At 59.1% G+C, this 16,108-nt stretch carries 17 protein-coding genes and 1 tRNA gene; 9 read left to right on the top strand and 9 right to left on the bottom strand.

Features of this window, described 5'->3' with window-relative positions; genetic code table 11:
- The 9 genes from BFP90_RS09645 to BFP90_RS09610 all read right to left on the bottom strand — a co-directional run.
- A partial coding sequence (locus tag BFP90_RS09645; RefSeq protein ID WP_065895905.1) for a DUF927 domain-containing protein occupies window positions 1-2,435 on the bottom strand: 2,435 nt, incomplete at its 3' end.
- Window positions 2,432-2,704: a DUF3077 domain-containing protein gene (locus BFP90_RS09640; protein ID WP_065895904.1), complete on the bottom strand. Its 273-nt coding sequence runs from the start codon at window positions 2,702-2,704 to the stop codon at window positions 2,432-2,434. The genes BFP90_RS09640 and BFP90_RS09645, both read right to left, overlap by 4 nt.
- Window positions 2,701-2,985, bottom strand: coding sequence for a hypothetical protein (locus tag BFP90_RS09635; RefSeq protein WP_065895903.1), 285 nt, complete (start codon window positions 2,983-2,985; stop codon window positions 2,701-2,703). The genes BFP90_RS09640 and BFP90_RS09635 overlap by 4 nt, the downstream gene beginning before the upstream one ends.
- Window positions 2,986-3,512: 527 nt before the next feature.
- A complete protein-coding gene (locus tag BFP90_RS09630) occupies window positions 3,513-3,818 on the bottom strand; it encodes a hypothetical protein (RefSeq protein WP_065896534.1) in 306 nt (101 codons plus the stop codon).
- Window positions 3,815-4,096 carry a helix-turn-helix transcriptional regulator gene (locus BFP90_RS27230; RefSeq protein WP_083203198.1) on the bottom strand — a complete coding sequence of 94 codons (282 nt, stop codon included), beginning with the start codon at window positions 4,094-4,096 and terminating at the stop codon, window positions 3,815-3,817. Before BFP90_RS27230 ends, BFP90_RS09630 begins: the two co-directional genes overlap by 4 nt.
- Window positions 4,097-4,196: 100 nt before the next feature.
- Entirely contained in the window at window positions 4,197-5,036 is an 840-nt protein-coding gene (locus BFP90_RS29090; RefSeq protein WP_065896533.1) for a hypothetical protein, read from the bottom strand.
- Between the two features lie 282 nt (window positions 5,037-5,318).
- Window positions 5,319-6,560: a tyrosine-type recombinase/integrase gene (locus tag BFP90_RS09620; RefSeq protein ID WP_065896532.1), complete on the bottom strand. Its 1,242-nt coding sequence runs from the start codon at window positions 6,558-6,560 to the stop codon at window positions 5,319-5,321.
- A 166-nt stretch (window positions 6,561-6,726) separates the two neighbouring features.
- Window positions 6,727-6,803 (bottom strand) — tRNA-Met (locus BFP90_RS09615).
- A 224-nt stretch (window positions 6,804-7,027) separates the two neighbouring features.
- Window positions 7,028-7,579 carry an RNA polymerase sigma factor gene (locus tag BFP90_RS09610; RefSeq protein ID WP_065888063.1) on the bottom strand — a complete coding sequence of 184 codons (552 nt, stop codon included), beginning with the start codon at window positions 7,577-7,579 and terminating at the stop codon, window positions 7,028-7,030.
- Between the two features lie 265 nt (window positions 7,580-7,844).
- Between BFP90_RS09610 and BFP90_RS09605 the strand changes: the two genes are divergently transcribed.
- Genes BFP90_RS09605 through sctS form a run of 9 tightly spaced genes read left to right on the top strand, consistent with a single transcriptional unit; the run spans window position 7,845 to window position 16,098 of the window.
- Complete coding sequence (locus BFP90_RS09605) at window positions 7,845-8,909, top strand: HrpJ domain-containing protein (protein WP_065896531.1); 1,065 nt, start codon at window positions 7,845-7,847, stop codon at window positions 8,907-8,909.
- Window positions 8,906-10,999 carry a type III secretion system export apparatus subunit SctV gene (gene sctV / locus BFP90_RS09600; protein WP_065896530.1) on the top strand — a complete coding sequence of 698 codons (2,094 nt, stop codon included), beginning with the start codon at window positions 8,906-8,908 and terminating at the stop codon, window positions 10,997-10,999. The genes BFP90_RS09605 and sctV overlap by 4 nt, the downstream gene beginning before the upstream one ends.
- Window positions 11,000-11,036: 37 nt before the next feature.
- Complete coding sequence (locus tag BFP90_RS09595) at window positions 11,037-11,936, top strand: FHA domain-containing protein (protein ID WP_170827525.1); 900 nt, start codon at window positions 11,037-11,039, stop codon at window positions 11,934-11,936.
- Window positions 11,933-13,291: a FliI/YscN family ATPase gene (locus BFP90_RS09590; RefSeq protein WP_065896528.1), complete on the top strand. Its 1,359-nt coding sequence runs from the start codon at window positions 11,933-11,935 to the stop codon at window positions 13,289-13,291. Before BFP90_RS09595 ends, BFP90_RS09590 begins: the two co-directional genes overlap by 4 nt.
- Window positions 13,278-13,706 (top strand): type III secretion system stalk subunit SctO, encoded by a 429-nt coding sequence (locus tag BFP90_RS09585; RefSeq protein ID WP_065891740.1) that lies wholly within the window; start codon window positions 13,278-13,280, stop codon window positions 13,704-13,706. Before BFP90_RS09590 ends, BFP90_RS09585 begins: the two co-directional genes overlap by 14 nt.
- The gene (locus BFP90_RS09580) at window positions 13,703-14,167 is read left to right on the top strand and encodes a type III secretion system HrpP C-terminal domain-containing protein (RefSeq protein ID WP_065896527.1); all 465 of its coding nucleotides are present in this window, start codon (window positions 13,703-13,705) and stop codon (window positions 14,165-14,167) included. Before BFP90_RS09585 ends, BFP90_RS09580 begins: the two co-directional genes overlap by 4 nt.
- Window positions 14,164-15,177, top strand: a complete 1,014-nt coding sequence (locus BFP90_RS09575; protein WP_065891738.1) for a FliM/FliN family flagellar motor switch protein — start codon at window positions 14,164-14,166, stop codon at window positions 15,175-15,177. Before BFP90_RS09580 ends, BFP90_RS09575 begins: the two co-directional genes overlap by 4 nt.
- A complete protein-coding gene (gene sctR / locus BFP90_RS09570; RefSeq protein ID WP_065896526.1) occupies window positions 15,174-15,827 on the top strand; it encodes a type III secretion system export apparatus subunit SctR in 654 nt (217 codons plus the stop codon). Before BFP90_RS09575 ends, sctR begins: the two co-directional genes overlap by 4 nt.
- A gap of 7 nt (window positions 15,828-15,834) precedes the next feature.
- A complete protein-coding gene (gene sctS, locus BFP90_RS09565) occupies window positions 15,835-16,098 on the top strand; it encodes a type III secretion system export apparatus subunit SctS (RefSeq protein WP_065891736.1) in 264 nt (87 codons plus the stop codon).
- Window positions 16,099-16,108: the final 10 nt, after the last annotated feature.

The raw sequence follows: 16,108 nt of genomic DNA, 5'->3' as shown, positions 1-16,108 counted from the left end.
GTCGTGGCCGTGCCATCAGGCCAACCGGTGACGCCGAAGGCGGTGGCCAACTCTCCGGCCGCTGCTGCGAGGCCAAAGCGAAGGGCGGCACGTTGGGCTTGACCACTGGCCGATGCGGGTAGGTTTTGGTTGATGAACTGCTCCACCGTGCGGCGAACGATCACCGACCACCTGAGCATTTCTCCTGGCGCGCATAGTGCGTGCAGGAAGGCGGTGAGGGGCGTGCCGTAGTATTTGGCTACACGGGCCTTGAGGGCATCGGAGAGGGCGGCAGCGTCCTCAAAACCGTTAAGCACATCGAACATCCCGAGGCCTTTGCTGGCATCCGCAGGCACGGCGAGCATGCGCACCTCCATGCCCGCTTTCAGCTCCTTGTTGGCATCCGCCATGTGCTGCGCCAACGTCTTTTCGCCCGTCGAGAGAAACAGCAAGCGCCACTCCTGCACCTGTCGGCCCGCTTGTCCTCGATCATTCGCACGAGCCTTACCGGTGCCATTGCCTAGCATGTACACCGTCTCGCCGATAATGCGCGGATCGCACATGCCGATTTCATCCAGCACCAGTAGGCCGTCCGAATGTGCGGCGGCGATTGACTCCAGTGCGTTATCCGTCGAGCGCCATGAGCGCACCAGACGCGGCCCGCCATAAACCGAGGCCGCGACCTGCAAGTGAGTGGTTTTGCCCCCGGAACTGTCGCCATACAGGTGGAAGCCGCCCGACTCATGACCGAGCATGTTCAACAGAGGCCCTGCAAAGGCCACAGAAACGACAAACGCCAAGCGGTGGTTACCAACGCACAGCGCGCCGATTTGCTGCTGCCATTGCTCCAGAGAACCTGCCTCGCTGATCGGCGGCAACTGCGCACCGGCCTCATAAAAGTGCAGGTGTTCGGCGTGCGAGCCGATCTGTTCTTCGGGCAATAGGAACGCATTGTCGTGCCAGCCCAAGCGTGTCACCAAACGTGCTCGCTGGGCGCTATCGAAGCCGCCAAGGTAACTCTGCAGGTCATTGCGTGCGTTGCGCCCTGATCGGCTTCCAGCAAGGCGCAAGCCCATGTCTACCAGCGGGCCGAGTACGTCCTTACCGAAGTCGCCGGTCATGGTTCGGGCCGGAATGTTCCAGCGTTTTTTGGCACCGTCCGGGTCGTCGAACTCGACCAACAAACCCCAGTTGTGGCCCTTGTCGTCGCGAGTGCGGGCGATGATTTCCAGAGGCGAACAGACGGGGCGCGCCTCGCCATCGTCGCCGGAATAAAAAACCCCTTCAGGCGTCAGGCGAAAGCCGCCCGGCAACAGGTCATTTTTCGATTTCGCAGGGCGTTTGGCGTGCTCCTTAGCCTTGGTTTGTTGAGGCTCAGTGGGCTCAGTAACACTGCCGAAAAACTCGCCGTTGCGCACCAGTTCGGCGACATGGCCAGCGGTCCAGCCTTTGGCTAAGGCGTCCGCTGCATCGTCACCATCCTCCCATTTTCCGCCTTTGATGAGCGTTGGTTTTCCGCCTTTGCTGCTGGGCTTGAGCTTGAACACGTCGAGTGAGACTCGTTGTATTGACGCGGCGCCCAGCTCAATCAACTTGAGTTCGATGGCGTCCATGCAGGCCTTGCCGCTGGCATCGTTATCCGGCCACAGCACCACCGTGCGCCCTTTGAGTGGCGTCAGATCGGCCTTGTGCCAAGAGTTGGAGCCGTTCGGCCAGCACGTGGCTACATACTCCTGCATCAGTTCAGCAGCGGCGTCAGCAGCCTTTTCGCCTTCACACAGCACCACAGGCACGTCGGTACGCTGTGCCAGCTCATCTAGGCGCAGCAATGGCCGAGGTTCCGGCAAGCCTTGCCAGCGCCATTGTGTGGTTTGCCCATCGGAGCGCTTGCACCAGGTTAGCGGTGCAAAGACCTTCCTCGGTTTGCCGTCTTCATCTGGGCCCAGGTCGAAGCGATACAGCGCCATGACTGGCTGGCCCTGAGCATCGCGATAGATCCACACCTTGGACGGAACACCGTGTTGCCGGTGCTTGGCAGGACATTTGTTCATGGCCTCGACCGGGATCGGCTGAATCGCGATCCACTCCGGCGTTGCGTTCTTGGTCGGTGCGCTTTTGGTTGTCGCTGAACCTGCGGAAACGCTGAGCAGATCCGCCAGTTTTTTGCAGGCCTCAACGTCCGTGCCGCCATCGATATAACGCACCAGGTCGATCAGGTCGCCGCCCTTATCGCCGGTGGCAAAATCCGCCCAGGTGCCTTTGCTCAAATTGACCTTGAGCGAGCCTGCACGTTTGTCCGTGCGCGTCGGGTTTGGTGCTGTGTATTCCTTGCCGCCGTCGACGCGTTTGCCGTTCGGCAGCCAGTGAGTAAGAACGCGGTCGATGTTCTTCAGGGCAGCGCTTTTTACGTCGGCAAAGCTGGGGCGTTTTGGGATGTTGCCGGTGCGCTGAGTCATGGTGCGGTCCTCGACTCAAGCAACGCCTCGTTCACGTCGTCGATCAGCGCCTTGGCCATCTCGCCGAGGTAGAACGCAGGCCAACTAAAACGCTCGCCCGCATCGCTGATGGCCGCGTCTAGGATCAGTTGGTTGGCGTGGTGCAGAATCTGGGGGACGGCTTCAAGTGCGTCTTCCAACGGGATACCGGCATTCACTCGAAACAGGTTTTGGCCGTTACCGTTGGCAGGGGAAAACTCGGAGCGTCCAAGCGTGCAGGAGTGGGTCACAGCGCACCGCCTTTCTGGCCCATCGGCACAGAGGAGGCATCACCGTACATGGTCAGTGTTTTGATCAAGCCCAAGGTGCCACGCACGTCCCAAATAACAGACGACAGCACGCGGTTGGAGAGCAAGGGTTTATCCCCGTCTAAGTGGTCTTCCAACAGCATGAGAACTGAGTCGGCACGGTCGAGCGCACAGGTGATGGCGTCGATAGGCAAACCGGCTTCGGCCTCTTGGCTGACGCAGAGGAGATCCTCGGGTAATGCAAAGCCTGTGAGCATGCTCATTGGGCACCCCCTACGGCTTCCAGAGCTCGCGCTTTGGACATATGGGCGTTGTAACGGGCGAGGCGTGTAGCGAGGCTGGAGTTGGCGTGTAAAGCGGCGAGAGCCATTGCTCGATGAGCAGCGGCGCGAGTTTTGGACGGATTGAGGGCGTGCATGTGGAGCTCCTTTTGCTGGGGAGCTACCACCGTTCGCGACCAAGCGAGTTAGGGTGGCAGCTGTGCGCGGGTTGGTCGACCGGGGCAAAAGGAACCCAGCAGGCCCGAAGGCCTCCCACACACAGCCGCCATAACACGGAACTGCGGACGCAAAAAAAGCGCCTGCAATTGTAATGGGGGCGCCTATGCGCCTTTTGCTTTTCGGGCGACCAAGCCCGATCGCTGAATTTGCAGCGACGGCCAGAGAGTAACGTCGGTTTTTTGAAAGTGCAACTGTGCCGATCTCTTGCGGATTTTTTCGATGCGGCATAAATTGATCAGGCATGTAGATTTACCTCAACGCCTCCGGTTGCCGCCGGGGGCGTTTTCGTTTCAGGCATGGATTTCCCAGCTCAGGGAAACAAAGGGCAAGAAGTCGCTATCGAGGCAAGCGCGTGCATCTTCGTAAGCGTCTATCTGTTGGCCTTCGTCGACGATGATTGCTCGGGGGGCTTGGCAGGGAACTGACAATGCGCACCAGATGCCGTCTGCCCATCGCATCACCATCACGTCCCGATTTAGGCGTTTTTGCTCTTTGCGATAGCGTTCGAAGCGTTGCATCCACCGAGGCGTAAATCCGACTGTTCTGAGTACAGAAAAGGGCTGCAAGATGGCCCTGTTGGTGACTCGATTTTTCATGCTGCCACCTGGTCGCGAGCCTCTATGCGGCTTCGTGCCCATGTTTGGATTTCAGATAAAACCCAAGCAACGGGCGCACCGCGGGCGTTGCTGTTGCTCAATTTGACGGGCAGGGGAAAGCCGCTATCTGTGCGCTGCATGAGTTTGTAGATGGTGGAGCGCTTCATGCCCACGATCCGCTCGACCTCGGGCATACGGATCAATGTCGAGGATGCGTCAAAGATTGGGCTTGGAGTGGTTGGGTTAAGGCGGGGAATTTCGGTGATAGGGGCTTTCATAGGTCTTGCTCTCGACTGGTTAGGACTGAGAGCAATGATCTAGGTGCAGGTCGGTGGTGAGCAGTTCACTTCCAATTGAAATTCGATTGAAATTTCTGGCTTACAGCACGAAATAGCGTTTGAGGATGGCCTCAACTCTTTTGCGAGTGAGGGCTTTTTCGGTCTCAAGCGCAATCCACTCAGGCCGTAGTTTTGGAGGTTTTGCTACCTCACCTTGTAGCCAGGCATGCACCTTCGTTGCAACGTTGCGTTTGGACATCCCCGCTGCGCGGTAGTGAAGCCCCTGTTCAACTATCGCGGCGTCTCGAGCGCTAATTTCCTCGTTACGCTCCATACCGCTGATGAGGCCGCCTTTTTTGCGGATGGCATTTCTAATCGCTCGTTCGGCGATGGGTCTTAGTTCATCGTCGGCCAGGCAGGGTAGGGATGTGATCGGTTTCAGATAGAGGGCGTAATCATCAAGTGTGTGAATGCGCTCATCCGGATCTATCTGCATCTCGACGAACTGGCAGTAGAGATCCCTGGGCCAGTCGGTTGGAGGTTCAAAGACATGAGACCAAGCCTCTTGATCAGCTGTCGCCATCCAGTCGGCTAACGTTTCCAGCGCTTTTACGGCACAAGCCATGATGTATGCAGAATGAGCATCGCGCTCTGACGCCGAGTAGCAATTGCTGTACATGCGGACCCAATGCGCGAGGCGTGCCTTGGTATCGGTGGAGGCATATTGAAAAATCGTCTCCTCATGGATCGTCGTCTGAATGTACATGCTGGCTAAATCTTTGTTGATATCGTCACCATGAATGCGCAGACAGCATTGGTCGATCAAGCGGCAGGCGTCAGCGACCTGCTCACGGCAGAGGCCATAGAGCGGTTGCGCGCAGAGATAACTGAGCAGGCCCCGGCTTAACGCCAAATGCAAAATGGGATGTTGATCAGTCATCGCGAAGTGTCATCGGTACCGTGTAACGGAGAGTCCCACGCCCTGGATTCAAAGCGGGTAACCAGCGAAAGCCGCTTTGTAGGCATAGGTGCAGAACGCTTGCCCTCAGCAGTCGTGCGCGGGCTATGGCGTTACACGCATGGGCAGCGTTACATCGGATGTACGCTAAGCTGCTGAACTGTGTAACGAACCTGAAAGCCAATGAATCCGGGCACTTGGCGACTGGCGTTACACGAGTAACACGCGTTACACCGGATTTAGAGGGGGGCAGGGTAAGTGCTCTCACACTGCCTTCCCAAATTGACCCTGCACTACATTCCCGGCCTCTAGGGAATCGAGATGATCGGCGTACCACTGCATCATCTGTGTGCGTTGCTCAAGGTACTGAGCCTTGTTGTAAATCCCTCGAACACCTTGTGCTTTGTGACTGAGTTGGGCCTCGATATGGTCAGCTGGATATCCGTGTTCGTTAAGGATCGTGCTGGCGATGTGGCGGAAGCCATGGCCGGTCTGGCGGCCCTCGTAACCAAGGCGTCTGAGTGCCATTAGGAATACGGTATCGCTGCGGGGTTTAGTGCGGTCGCTTCTACCTGGAAACAGGAGTGGGTAGGCGCCGGTTATTTGTCGAAGCTCTAATAGTACTTCCACTGCTTGAGTGCATAGTGGCACCAGATGCTCACGACCTTTCTTGCGACCCTTGCGCTCGACTGGAACGGTCCACAGCCTCTTGTCGAAATCGAACTCTACCCAATGAGCTTCTCGGAGTTCGCTAGGGCGTACAGCCATCAGGGTCAACATTCTTAGGCCAAGCTGAACATCTTTGGCGTGGGGGTAGGAGCGTATCGCTCGAAGTAACCCCGGGAGCTCATCGGGGGAGACGTGGGCGTAGTTCTCTGCCTTTCCCGAGGACAGAAATTTATGCACACCCTCCAACGGATTGTTGACGGCTCTGCCTGTTACGCGAGCCAGGTCATAGATATCTTTGCAGTAGGCCCTCACACGGCTCATCTGTTCCAGAATCCCCTGACGCTCAAGCCCTCTCAATAGCTCCATCCACTCCATCGACATAATTGAGGTGTAGGGGCGTTTACCGAGCGAGGGGAATACATGGCGTTCGAGTGCGCCAAGTATCCTTTTGGCCGTACCAGCATCCCAGCCGCTTAGGCGAGACGTGTGCCACTCCCTTGCCAATGCTTCAAAGGTGTCGTTGGCCGCGTCGATCTCGGCGGCTTGGCGAGCTTTCTTGGAGGTGATCGGGTTCTTACCTTCCGATGCGTCGGAGCGTAGATCAGCCGCTTTCTGTCGAGCGAAAGCGCCACCCACTTCCGGGTAGCCGCCAAGACCAAGCCATGACCATTTGCCGTCCGGCTTTTTGTAGCGTAACTCCCAAGATTTCTGGCCGTTTGGCTTGACCCTGAAATACAGCCCTGGGCTGTCTAGTTCGCGGTATGCCCCGCCCTCAGGCTCCAGGCTGGAAAGTGTCGTGTCAGCGAGAGGGCGTCGCTTGATATCTGTGCGTTTCATCCTTGTATGCCTTCAGTTCAATTATTTATGAAGCATACACGTGGGCATACACGGAGGGGAAGGATAGGGGTAGATAGAGGTGGACAGCCAGAAACAAGAAAGCCCGCACTAGGCGGGCTTCTTGAGGTGATTCATAGACTGCTGTAGACATCTATGGATCGGTACTTGGTGGCTACACAGGGACTTGAACCCCGGACCCCAGCATTATGAATGCTATGCTCTAACCAACTGAGCTATGTAGCCAAGTGGCGCGCATTATTCGCGTAGAAGGGGAATGCGTCAAGGGCTTTTGTTAAGTTTTTTTCTACGCTTTCAACTGTTTAACGAAAAACAGGCTAAATGGCGACGAGTGGCGGGGTGAATGGCGGGGGGCTTTTCAGGCTGCGGTCTTTGGCCGCCGCTTACGTAAAGCGTCGGTCGAGTTGGGCAGATATCCTTTTCGCCCAACGTTTTTTTATAGCGGGGGCTTACGGCTGCGGCGGGTTGTGGGTCACGCGTTTAAGTTGTTCGCGCGCCCGTGACAAGCGTGAGCGTACGGTGCCGATGGGAATGTCCAGCGCATCGGCGGTGTCCTGATAGCTACCATCGGTTTCGAGCGAAGCGTATAGCGTCTTGCGCATTTCCACCGGCAGGTGGTCGATGGCGTTCAGGGTTTTTTCCAGGCGTCGGTTGACTTCAAATTCCCAATCCAGGCTGTTGCGTTCCTCCTGACCATGCCACAACGATTCATCGAACTCGCAATGCACGGGTTTGGCATACATGCGCCTGAAGTGGTTGCGGATCAAATTCTGAGCGATCCCGCACATCCAGGTACTGAGCGTGGCCTGGCCGCTGAAACGCTCTCTGTTGCGCCATGCTTCCAGGTAGGTCAGTTGCAGCAGGTCGTCCGCGTCTTCGGGGTTGAGCACGCGCTTATGAATGAAGCGTCGCAGTTTCTTTTGCTGGTCGTCCGTCAGTTGAACCATGAACTGAGGCGAACTGCCGACGAGGTGAGCGAGATCACCAATAGGTATTTTCATGTTGTTTTTCCTCCGGAAAGGCTCGATCGAAATGGTTTCGATAGGAACCCCTTTTGCACTGGCTGTGCCAAACGGGAAAAACACATAACTAGTTGATTTATATAAATATATATTCTTGATCGTACAGCTGTTTGTGCCGTAACTTGCAAAAGGTTCGATGTGGATGTGCAAGTATTTTCATGCCCATTGGCTTGAAACGTTTTGATGGAACTGGACCGCAGCGGCTTGCCACATAGGGACACAAACTTCCCATTCTGGCCCGCCCATGAAAGTCGAATCCTTCAACGATGTGCAGCAGATCCAACCCCTGGACAAGCCCAGTGTCAGCACTGTCGAAGCGCCAAGCCGTTCGCTGGCCCTGGATGACATTGCGCAGATTTTCGCCGAAGAAGTGACACTTAATGCGCAAGCCCTGGGCCTGCGATCCATTGGCGCGAAAGTTTCGCCTGTGGCGGAGTTCGTGCATCTGTATGAGCAACTGGGTCACCCTGGCCAAACCACGCTGGAAACCATTGTTCGCCGGCTTCGGTTCGAGTTGCTGCGCAAGCCCACGGTCGAAAAACTGGTCAGCCTTGCCGGCAGTGATCCCGCTCGTGCCTTCGTGGTGCTTGGGCTTATCGCCAGCGAAGCGAAGACCAATGGATTGAGGATCGAAGAGGACTTGGCACGCGGCGCGCTCAGAGAGCTCAAGCGTGATTTCGGCGGCCCGATCCAGGCAGGTCTGAATATCGCCCTGGCGTTGAAACAAGCCAGCGCCGACCCGCAGGAGCGTCAGGACGTGCGTGCGCTCTATTACGCCTCTGTGGTCGTGCGCCAATCCTTGGCGTTGATGCTGCAAACGCTGTTGAAAATGTACGGCCCGACGGAGTTTTCCAGGGGCGTCGGCCTGATGACTCAGGCGCTGAACGGTGATATCGCAGCCCACACACAGTCTGTGCCCACGGAAAAATTGCGCCTCCTGCTCAAAGGGTTGGGCGAGTGTCGCGAGTTGCGCTCGGTGCTGGGCAACTGCGAGGCGTTGATCCAGCGCCTTAACGTTGAACAGAATGCGGTGGATCTGTTGCAGCGTTTTCTGGGCTACGCCAGTACCGGCATCGATTCGGCCGAGGTGCAAAGGCTGGCCAGTGAATTTGGCGGCACGCTGCTTGGTGCCCGGCTGCGTTCGCTCAACGAATTGTCCAGGGAGATAAAGGCCCTGCCCCTGGCCTGGTGGCTTGATGCTCAATCCCAGGCCAGCGCCGTGAAAGCCTTCAAGGACGTGATGCTTGAGTGGGCCCGCGAAGAACGCGGTCCCCTGAAATTCCCCGGCGAGACGAGGACGTACGGGTGACACTGCTGTCATCGATCAATGGCGTGCTGCTCAAGGTGGCGCGGCGCGCCGAAGTGCTCGGCGCGGTGGTGGTCATGGCCATCGTGTTTATCTTCATTGTGCCGTTGCCCACCTGGCTGGTGGACATCCTGATCGCGTTGAATATCTGTATTTCCTGCCTGTTGATCGTACTGGCGCTCTACCTGCCGGGGCCGTTGGCGTTCTCGTCGTTCCCATCGATCCTGCTGCTGACCACCATGTTTCGCCTGGCGTTATCGATTGCCACCACGCGCTTGATCCTGCTGGAGCAGGACGCGGGTGACATTGTGGAAGCGTTCGGTAATTTCGTGGTGGGCGGCAATCTGGCGGTGGGCCTGGTGATCTTCATGATCCTGACCATCGTCAACTTTCTGGTGATCACCAAGGGGTCGGAGCGGGTCGCTGAAGTGGCCGCCCGCTTCAGCCTGGATGCGATGCCGGGCAAGCAGATGTCGATCGACAGTGACCTGCGCGCCGGGCTGATCGACGGTGCACAGGCGCGGGACAAACGTGAGCAGCTATCGCGCGAAAGCCAGTTGTTCGGGGCCATGGACGGGGCCATGAAGTTCGTCAAGGGCGACGCCATTGCCGGTTTGATCATCGTGGTCATCAACCTGCTCGGGGGCTTCTCGACCGGGATGTTCCAGCACGGCATGAGCGCAGGCGAGTCGATGGCGCTGTATTCGGTCCTGACCATCGGTGACGGCCTGATCGCGCAGATTCCCGCGCTGCTGATCTCCCTCACGGCCGGCATGATCATCACCCGAGTGGCGCCGGACGGGCGCAAGGGCGTCAGCAACATGGGCGCCGAAATTGCCCGGCAAATGACCAGCGAGCCCAAGAGCTGGATGATCGCGTCGGTGGGCATGCTGGCCTTTGCCACGCTCCCCGGCATGCCCACCGTGGTGTTCATTCTGATTTCGATGATGACCGGTGCCCTGGGCTACTACCTCATGCGCCAGCGTCAGCGCGAGGAGGCCCCTGCTGCTGCGGACGAGAAAGCGGTGCGTCCGGAAGAGAACGGCAGTGAAGACTTGCGTGGCTTCGACCCGTCACGGCCGTATCTGCTGCAATTCAACAGTCAGATGTTCGGGGCCCCGGAGGTCATCGACATCGTGCAAAAAATTCGTCAGGCCCGAAATGCGCTGGTTGCCAATATCGGCTTGACCCTGCCGCCGTTCGAAGCCGAGTTCAGTGACTCACTGGCTGTCGATGAGATGCGCTTTTGCGTGCATGAAGTTCCGGTCGTGACGGCCACTTTCAGTGACCGTGTTGCGGTCGAGTACGCCACCCTCGCGCAGCCTCCGGACCGGGGCGAAAGAGGGCTGCCTGAACGGGATGAAGCCGATTGGCTGTGGCTCAGCCCTGATGATCCGTTGCTCGACGATCCGCAGGTCGAGCGTTTCAGTGCCCACAGCCTGGTCATCGAACGCATGAAGCGGGCGATGTTGCTCAGCGGGCCGCGGTTTCTTGGCATCCAGGAAAGCAAGTCGATCCTCAGCTGGCTTGAACACAACCAGCCGGAACTGGTGCAGGAACTGCAACGCATCATGCCGCTTTCACGTTTTTCTTCAGTGCTGCAGCGCCTGGCGGCCGAGGGCGTGCCATTGCGTGCCGTACGGTTGATCGTCGAATCGCTGATCGAGTACGGCCAGCATGAGCGCGAACCGGATGCCCTGGCCGATTACGCCCGTATCGCGCTCAAGTCGCAGATCTTTCACCAGTACAGCGAAGCCGATGGCCTGCACGCGTGGCTGCTGTCGCCGCACACCGAGAACATCCTGCGCGAAGCCTTGCGTCAAACCCAGAGCGGCGTGTTTTTCGCCCTCGATAACGACAGCAGTGCTGCCCTGGTCGGCCTGCTCAACCAGGCGTTTGCACTGCGGCCGAAAACTAAAAGTGTGCTGCTCGTGGCCCAGGACCTGCGCAGTCCCTTGCGCGCGCTGTTGTTGGATGAATTCAACCATGTGCCGGTGATGTCATTCGCCGAGCTGGGGAGCAATTCCAAGGTAAAGGTCCTGGGCCGATTCGACCTGGGTCAGGACGAGCTGCTGCGCGGGGCCGTGGCATGAACCCTTTATTGATATGCCCGCCGAGGGTCGCCCCATGATGTTCGAGCTGCGAGTGCTGGATGGCTTGCACCAGGGCGCCGCGCTGCCGTTATTTGGCGAGCAGTGGAGCCTGGGCGCCAACCCGGACGCTGATCTGTTGTTGAGCGATCCCGAGGTCGTCGAGCATCACGCACGTTTGCGCTTGGCCAATGATCGTTGGTCGGTGCAGGCCGAAGCCGGACTCATCAAAGACAGCGATGGGCAGGTGTTGGCGCAGATCGGCGAGCTGGCGCTGAACACGGTCTTCTTGATCGGCTCCGTTCGCTTGTGTGTCAGCCTTGCCGATCAGCCCTGGCCTCCGGCGCCCGTGGCTGTACCGCCGTCTTCCGAGCCTGGGGGGCAGGCCCCGCTGGCGTTGAAACTGTCATCGATTCCATCGTCCCAACAAAAGCGTTTGCTCAGCCTGGCCCTCGCGTTTGCCGTGCTCATGGCGGCGGTCGGCATTATTTTCAGTGGAGAGCGCAATGCTCAGGCATCGCTGATGCCGCCAGTGATTCAAAAGCCTGAACTGGCCTCGCCGTTCGAGGTGCGCCAGCAGTTGTTGAAGATGCTCAACGATCGGGAATTAAGCCAGCGGATCACTTTGCAAGTGATCAATGGGCAAGTTGCGCTCAGTGGGGACGTTTCACAGGACGATGTGGATCTGGTCGCGCGCATGCTCAGCCGTTTTGGCGAGCAGTTCGATAGCGCAGTACCGGTGATCAGTCGTGTGCGCGTGCGGGATGGAGCCCTGCCCTTCAAAATCGTGCAGATCGTGGGCGGGCCCAATGGTCACGTGGTTCTGGAGGAGGGCAGCCGACTTTTTGTCGGTGATGAAGTGGACGGCTTGCGCCTGGTGCTGATCGACAACAGCAAGGTGGTCTTCGATGGCGTACAGCGTTATGAGGTGCGCTGGTGAACGCGCAGTTGCAAGCGCGCCTCGACGCCTGGCAGGAACGCCAGGCGCGCTCGTTGGCCAGTTTCTCGCCTGTAACAATGCGGGGCCGAATCCAGCGCGTAAACGGCATGTTGCTGCAATGCCGGCTGCCTCAGGCGCGCATCGGTGATTTGTGTCAGGTGGAAAAGAACCCAGGCGACTACATGCTGGCGGAGATCATCGGGTTCGATCAACAGGACGCCGTGCTCAGTGCCTTGGGCAACCTTGAAGGCGTGCAGGTGGGGGCCGGCGTGGAGCGTCTTGGGGTCTCGCATCGGGTGCAGGTCAGCGCGGCATTGCTGGGACAGGTGCTGGATGGTTTCGGCCGGCCGATCACGGGAGAAGGTGTCAGTGCGTTTGTCCAGACGCACGTGTCTGACTCAAGCGCAGTGTTGTGCGAGGCACCGTTGCCCACCGAGCGACCACGCGTCAACCGTGCGCTCGCCACCGGGGTGCGTTCGATCGACGGCTTGCTGACGCTGGGCGAAGGCCAGCGTGTAGGCCTGTTCGCCGGGGCAGGCTGCGGCAAGACCACACTATTGGCTGAGATCGCCCGTAACGTTGATTGCGATGTCATCGTGTTCGGCCTGATTGGCGAGCGGGGCCGGGAGCTGCGTGAATTCCTCGATCATGAACTCGACGAGCAACTGCGCGCCAAAGCGGTACTGGTGTGTGCAACGTCCGATCGTTCCAGCATGGAGCGGGCACGTGCAGCCTTTACGGCCACCGCGTTGGCTGAAGGTTTTCGGCGCAAGGGCAAACGGGTATTACTGCTGATTGACTCCCTGACCCGTTTCGCCCGCGCCCAGCGTGAAATCGGCCTGGCCGCCGGCGAACCCCTCGGGCGCGGCGGCCTGCCGCCGTCGGTGTACAGTCTGTTGCCGCGCCTTGTAGAGCGCGCCGGGTTGACCCGCGAGGGTGTGATCACTGCGATTTATACCGTACTGATCGAGCAGGACTCCATGAACGATCCGGTAGCCGACGAAGTTCGCTCGCTCCTCGACGGGCATATCGTACTGTCCCGTAAGTTGGCCGAGCGTGGGCACTATCCGGCGGTGGATGTACTGGCCAGCCTTTCGCGAATCCTGAGCAACGTCGCCGAGCCGGCGGATATCCAGGCGGGTACGGCGTTGCGACGGTTGCTGTCGGCCTATCAGCAGATCGAACTGATGCTCAAGCTGGGCGAATACCAGCCTGGCAGCGATGCGCTGACTGACCTCGCCGTGGACAGTCGCCAGGCTGTCGATGGTTTTTTGCGCCAGGACTTGCGTGAGCCCGCACCGATGGAAACCACGCTGAGACACCTCAAGGAGCTGACAGCCGATGTCCCATTCTGACGTGCTGCTCGGTGAAGTCGAGACGCTGCGTCGCCTGCGCCGACACCGGGCTGACCGGGCCGAGCGTGCGCTGCGTGAAGCGAAGCGGGCCCAGCAGGCTCTACTTGCGCATATCCAGCAGGCTCAGGATGCGCTTGAGCGAACCCGGCAGGAGGAGGCGCAGCAGAGTGCTCAATTGCTCAACCAGCACCAGGGGCAGGTTATTACCTTGCAGGCCCTGAAATCCTGGGGAAGACAGGAGCGTTCATTGTCTGCCAATACCCAGCGCGAAATGGGGCAGCTAGAGGCATTGAGGGGGCAGCGCGAAGAAAAGCAAGCCAGCGTCGGCAGTGCCCAGAAACAGGTCACTGAATGCCTGCGGCAGGTTGAAAAGCTCCAGGAATTATCCCTTTTACTGGCGCAGGAGCCGACATGACCCAGGTTTCTGATAAACCCGCTGAACGTCCACGCCTGCGTGAAACACGAGAGGATCGTGAGTCGGGAACCGTAGGCGTGGCGCCTGCGGAGTTGACGCGGTTGTTTGCTCAGCTGTGGACTGATGCAGGTGACGGTGAGGGTTCTGGTGCGAAGGCCTCACTGTCGGCGCCGCAGAGTTCAGGCAGTGCGGCCATGATCGAGGCGCTCACCGAACAACTGACGCCTCGTATGCAAGCCGTCTCGCAGTGGCCGCTTCAAGCCACGTTGTATTTGCCTCGTCTGGGACGAATCAACGCCCGCGTGCGCCGCGAACAGGGCGCCTGGAGTATCGACCTGGAGGCGCAGGAGGATGCGACGGCGCGTTGGCTCAGCGGCGTGCGCAAACCCTGTGAAGATCAGCTCGTAGCGGCGCTGGGGCAACCGGTCAGCCTGCACCTGTCCTCTGTCGGCTGCGCATGATAATGCGGCCGCTGAGTTTGCGTTCGGTCAAGAGCGACACGGTGGCGGCGCGTCATCAACTGGGCCGTGGCCTTTGCCTGCCGTTTCAGGTGGGCGGACAACGGGGGCAATTAAGGCTCGAACCGGGCCGTGCTCCCGCGACGGGCGAAGTCATGTGCTTTGAAACCTCGTGTGGTGTGCTGGCGCTCGCTGAAGCGGCGCCGTTGCTCAGCCTGTTGGGTGAATGCCCGGTGACATTGGCCCCGTCCGGCAATGATCCGGACTCCTGGTTCTGGGCGCTGTTCCAGCATCACCTGAGCCCTCAGATAAGAGCGCTGCTGGGCTATGTGCGGTTGCTGGAGGCCCCGCGGCCCAAGGCATTTGGCTGCCGACTCACTGTGGCGCTGGGGGCGGCCCGGGTCGAGGGCTATGTGTGGCTGCTCCCCGAAAGCTTCCTGGCGCTGTGCGACGCCGGGCCATGGCGTACCACGGCCGGGCCGCTGCCGCCGGCGTTTCCATTGGTCATTGCGGTGACCCTCGGGCGTTTGCAGTTGCCCATTGAGCAAGCCCGCAGCCTGGGGGCCGGCGATGTGGTGCTGCTTGAGCAGACGTTTTTTCGTGCCCAGGGAGATGGCTACCTACAGGTGGGTACTCAGCGTTTGCATGGATGCATCGACGATAACAGCGGGCCGTTGTGCCTGACCCTTACTTCAATCGAGGACGCGTCTGTGGACGAAGAATTCATAACCCCCCACTATCCTGGGGACGAGGAGGGCGAGCCCGTGGTGGATGTATTCGGCCACGAACCGTTCGATGAGCTGAGCATGGCACTGAACGTGCGCTGCGGCACGCTGAACCTGACCCTGGGCGAGTTGCGCAACCTCGCGCCCGGTGCGGTGCTGGGCATTGCCGGTTATGCGCCGGGGATGGCGGGTCTCTATTACGGTGATCGGCCGATTGGCCAGGGCCAGTTGGTGGAAGTCGACGGGCGCCTGGGTTTGCAGCTGTCCCGTGTGATGTTCGGGCGATGACATTTCAGGGGATAGATCCCCTCGTCCTGGCTGTATTCGTCGCCGCGTTGTCGCTGATGCCCATGCTGTTGATCATCTGCACATCGTTCTTGAAGATCGTCATTGTGTTGATGATCACCCGCAATGCCATCGGCGTTCAGCAGGTGCCGCCGAGCATGGCCGTCAACGGCATCGCGCTGGCGGCCACGCTGTTCATCATGGCGCCGGTCGGTTTCGACATCGCCGAGACCGTCAAGGTCGCCCCTCTGGACACGAGCAGCCTGACGATGTTTCTACAGACAGGGCATGAGGCCATCCAGCCGTTGCGCGCATTCATGCTGCGTAACGTGGACCCTGACGTGCTGACGCATCTGCTGGAAAATACGGCGCGCCTGTGGCCTCCAAAAATGGCGCAAGAGGTACAGCGCGAAGACCTGATCCTGGTGATCCCGGCATTTGTGCTGTCGCAACTGCAGGCGGGGTTCGAGATCGGCTTCCTGATCTATATTCCCTTCATCGTCATCGACCTGATTGTCTCCAACCTGCTGCTCGCGCTTGGCATGCAAATGGTCTCGCCGATGACCATCTCACTGCCGCTCAAACTGCTGTTGTTCGTTATGGTGTCCGGTTGGTCGCGCCTGCTGGACAGCCTGTTTCTTTCCTATCTCTGAGCGGCTTATGGAACCGATCGTACTGTTCAAGCAAGGCATGTTGCTGGTCGTGGTGTTGTCTGCGCCGCCATTGATTGTGGCGGTGGTGGTGGGTGTCATGACGTCGCTCGTACAGGCGCTGATGCAGATCCAGGACCAGACGTTGCCTTTTGGTATCAAGCTAGTGGCGGTGGGAATCACGCTGATCATGACCGGGCGCTGGATTGGCGTGGAGCTGATCCAGCTGATTAATCTGACCTTCGACATGATCGGCCGCTCGGCCCTGAACTGAGGTATCGCCA

This window comes from Pseudomonas sp. 24 E 13, assembly GCF_900004715.1.
In the GTDB taxonomy this organism is placed as follows: domain Bacteria; phylum Pseudomonadota; class Gammaproteobacteria; order Pseudomonadales; family Pseudomonadaceae; genus Aquipseudomonas; species Aquipseudomonas orientalis_A.
Note: the sequence above shows the minus strand (reverse complement) of the source record. Positions and strands in the feature narration are given on the sequence as shown.

What these genes read in the sequence shown, in the direction of transcription:
- BFP90_RS09635 (WP_065895903.1), bottom strand. Translation starts at nt 2,985, where the DNA reads ATGAGCATGCTCACAGGCTTTGCATTACCCGAGGATCTCCTCTGCGTC.
- BFP90_RS09630 (WP_065896534.1), bottom strand. Translation starts at nt 3,818, where the DNA reads ATGAAAAATCGAGTCACCAACAGGGCCATCTTGCAGCCCTTTTCTGTA.
- BFP90_RS27230 (WP_083203198.1), bottom strand. Translation starts at nt 4,096, where the DNA reads ATGAAAGCCCCTATCACCGAAATTCCCCGCCTTAACCCAACCACTCCA.
- BFP90_RS29090 (WP_065896533.1), bottom strand. Translation starts at nt 5,036, where the DNA reads ATGACTGATCAACATCCCATTTTGCATTTGGCGTTAAGCCGGGGCCTG.
- BFP90_RS09620 (WP_065896532.1), bottom strand. Translation starts at nt 6,560, where the DNA reads ATGAAACGCACAGATATCAAGCGACGCCCTCTCGCTGACACGACACTT.
- BFP90_RS09610 (WP_065888063.1), bottom strand. Translation starts at nt 7,579, where the DNA reads ATGAAAATACCTATTGGTGATCTCGCTCACCTCGTCGGCAGTTCGCCT.
- BFP90_RS09605 (WP_065896531.1), top strand. Translation starts at nt 7,845, where the DNA reads ATGAAAGTCGAATCCTTCAACGATGTGCAGCAGATCCAACCCCTGGAC.
- BFP90_RS09595 (WP_170827525.1), top strand. Translation starts at nt 11,037, where the DNA reads ATGTTCGAGCTGCGAGTGCTGGATGGCTTGCACCAGGGCGCCGCGCTG.
- BFP90_RS09585 (WP_065891740.1), top strand. Translation starts at nt 13,278, where the DNA reads ATGTCCCATTCTGACGTGCTGCTCGGTGAAGTCGAGACGCTGCGTCGC.
- BFP90_RS09580 (WP_065896527.1), top strand. Translation starts at nt 13,703, where the DNA reads ATGACCCAGGTTTCTGATAAACCCGCTGAACGTCCACGCCTGCGTGAA.
- BFP90_RS09575 (WP_065891738.1), top strand. Translation starts at nt 14,164, where the DNA reads ATGATAATGCGGCCGCTGAGTTTGCGTTCGGTCAAGAGCGACACGGTG.
- sctR (WP_065896526.1), top strand. Translation starts at nt 15,174, where the DNA reads ATGACATTTCAGGGGATAGATCCCCTCGTCCTGGCTGTATTCGTCGCC.
- sctS (WP_065891736.1), top strand. Translation starts at nt 15,835, where the DNA reads ATGGAACCGATCGTACTGTTCAAGCAAGGCATGTTGCTGGTCGTGGTG.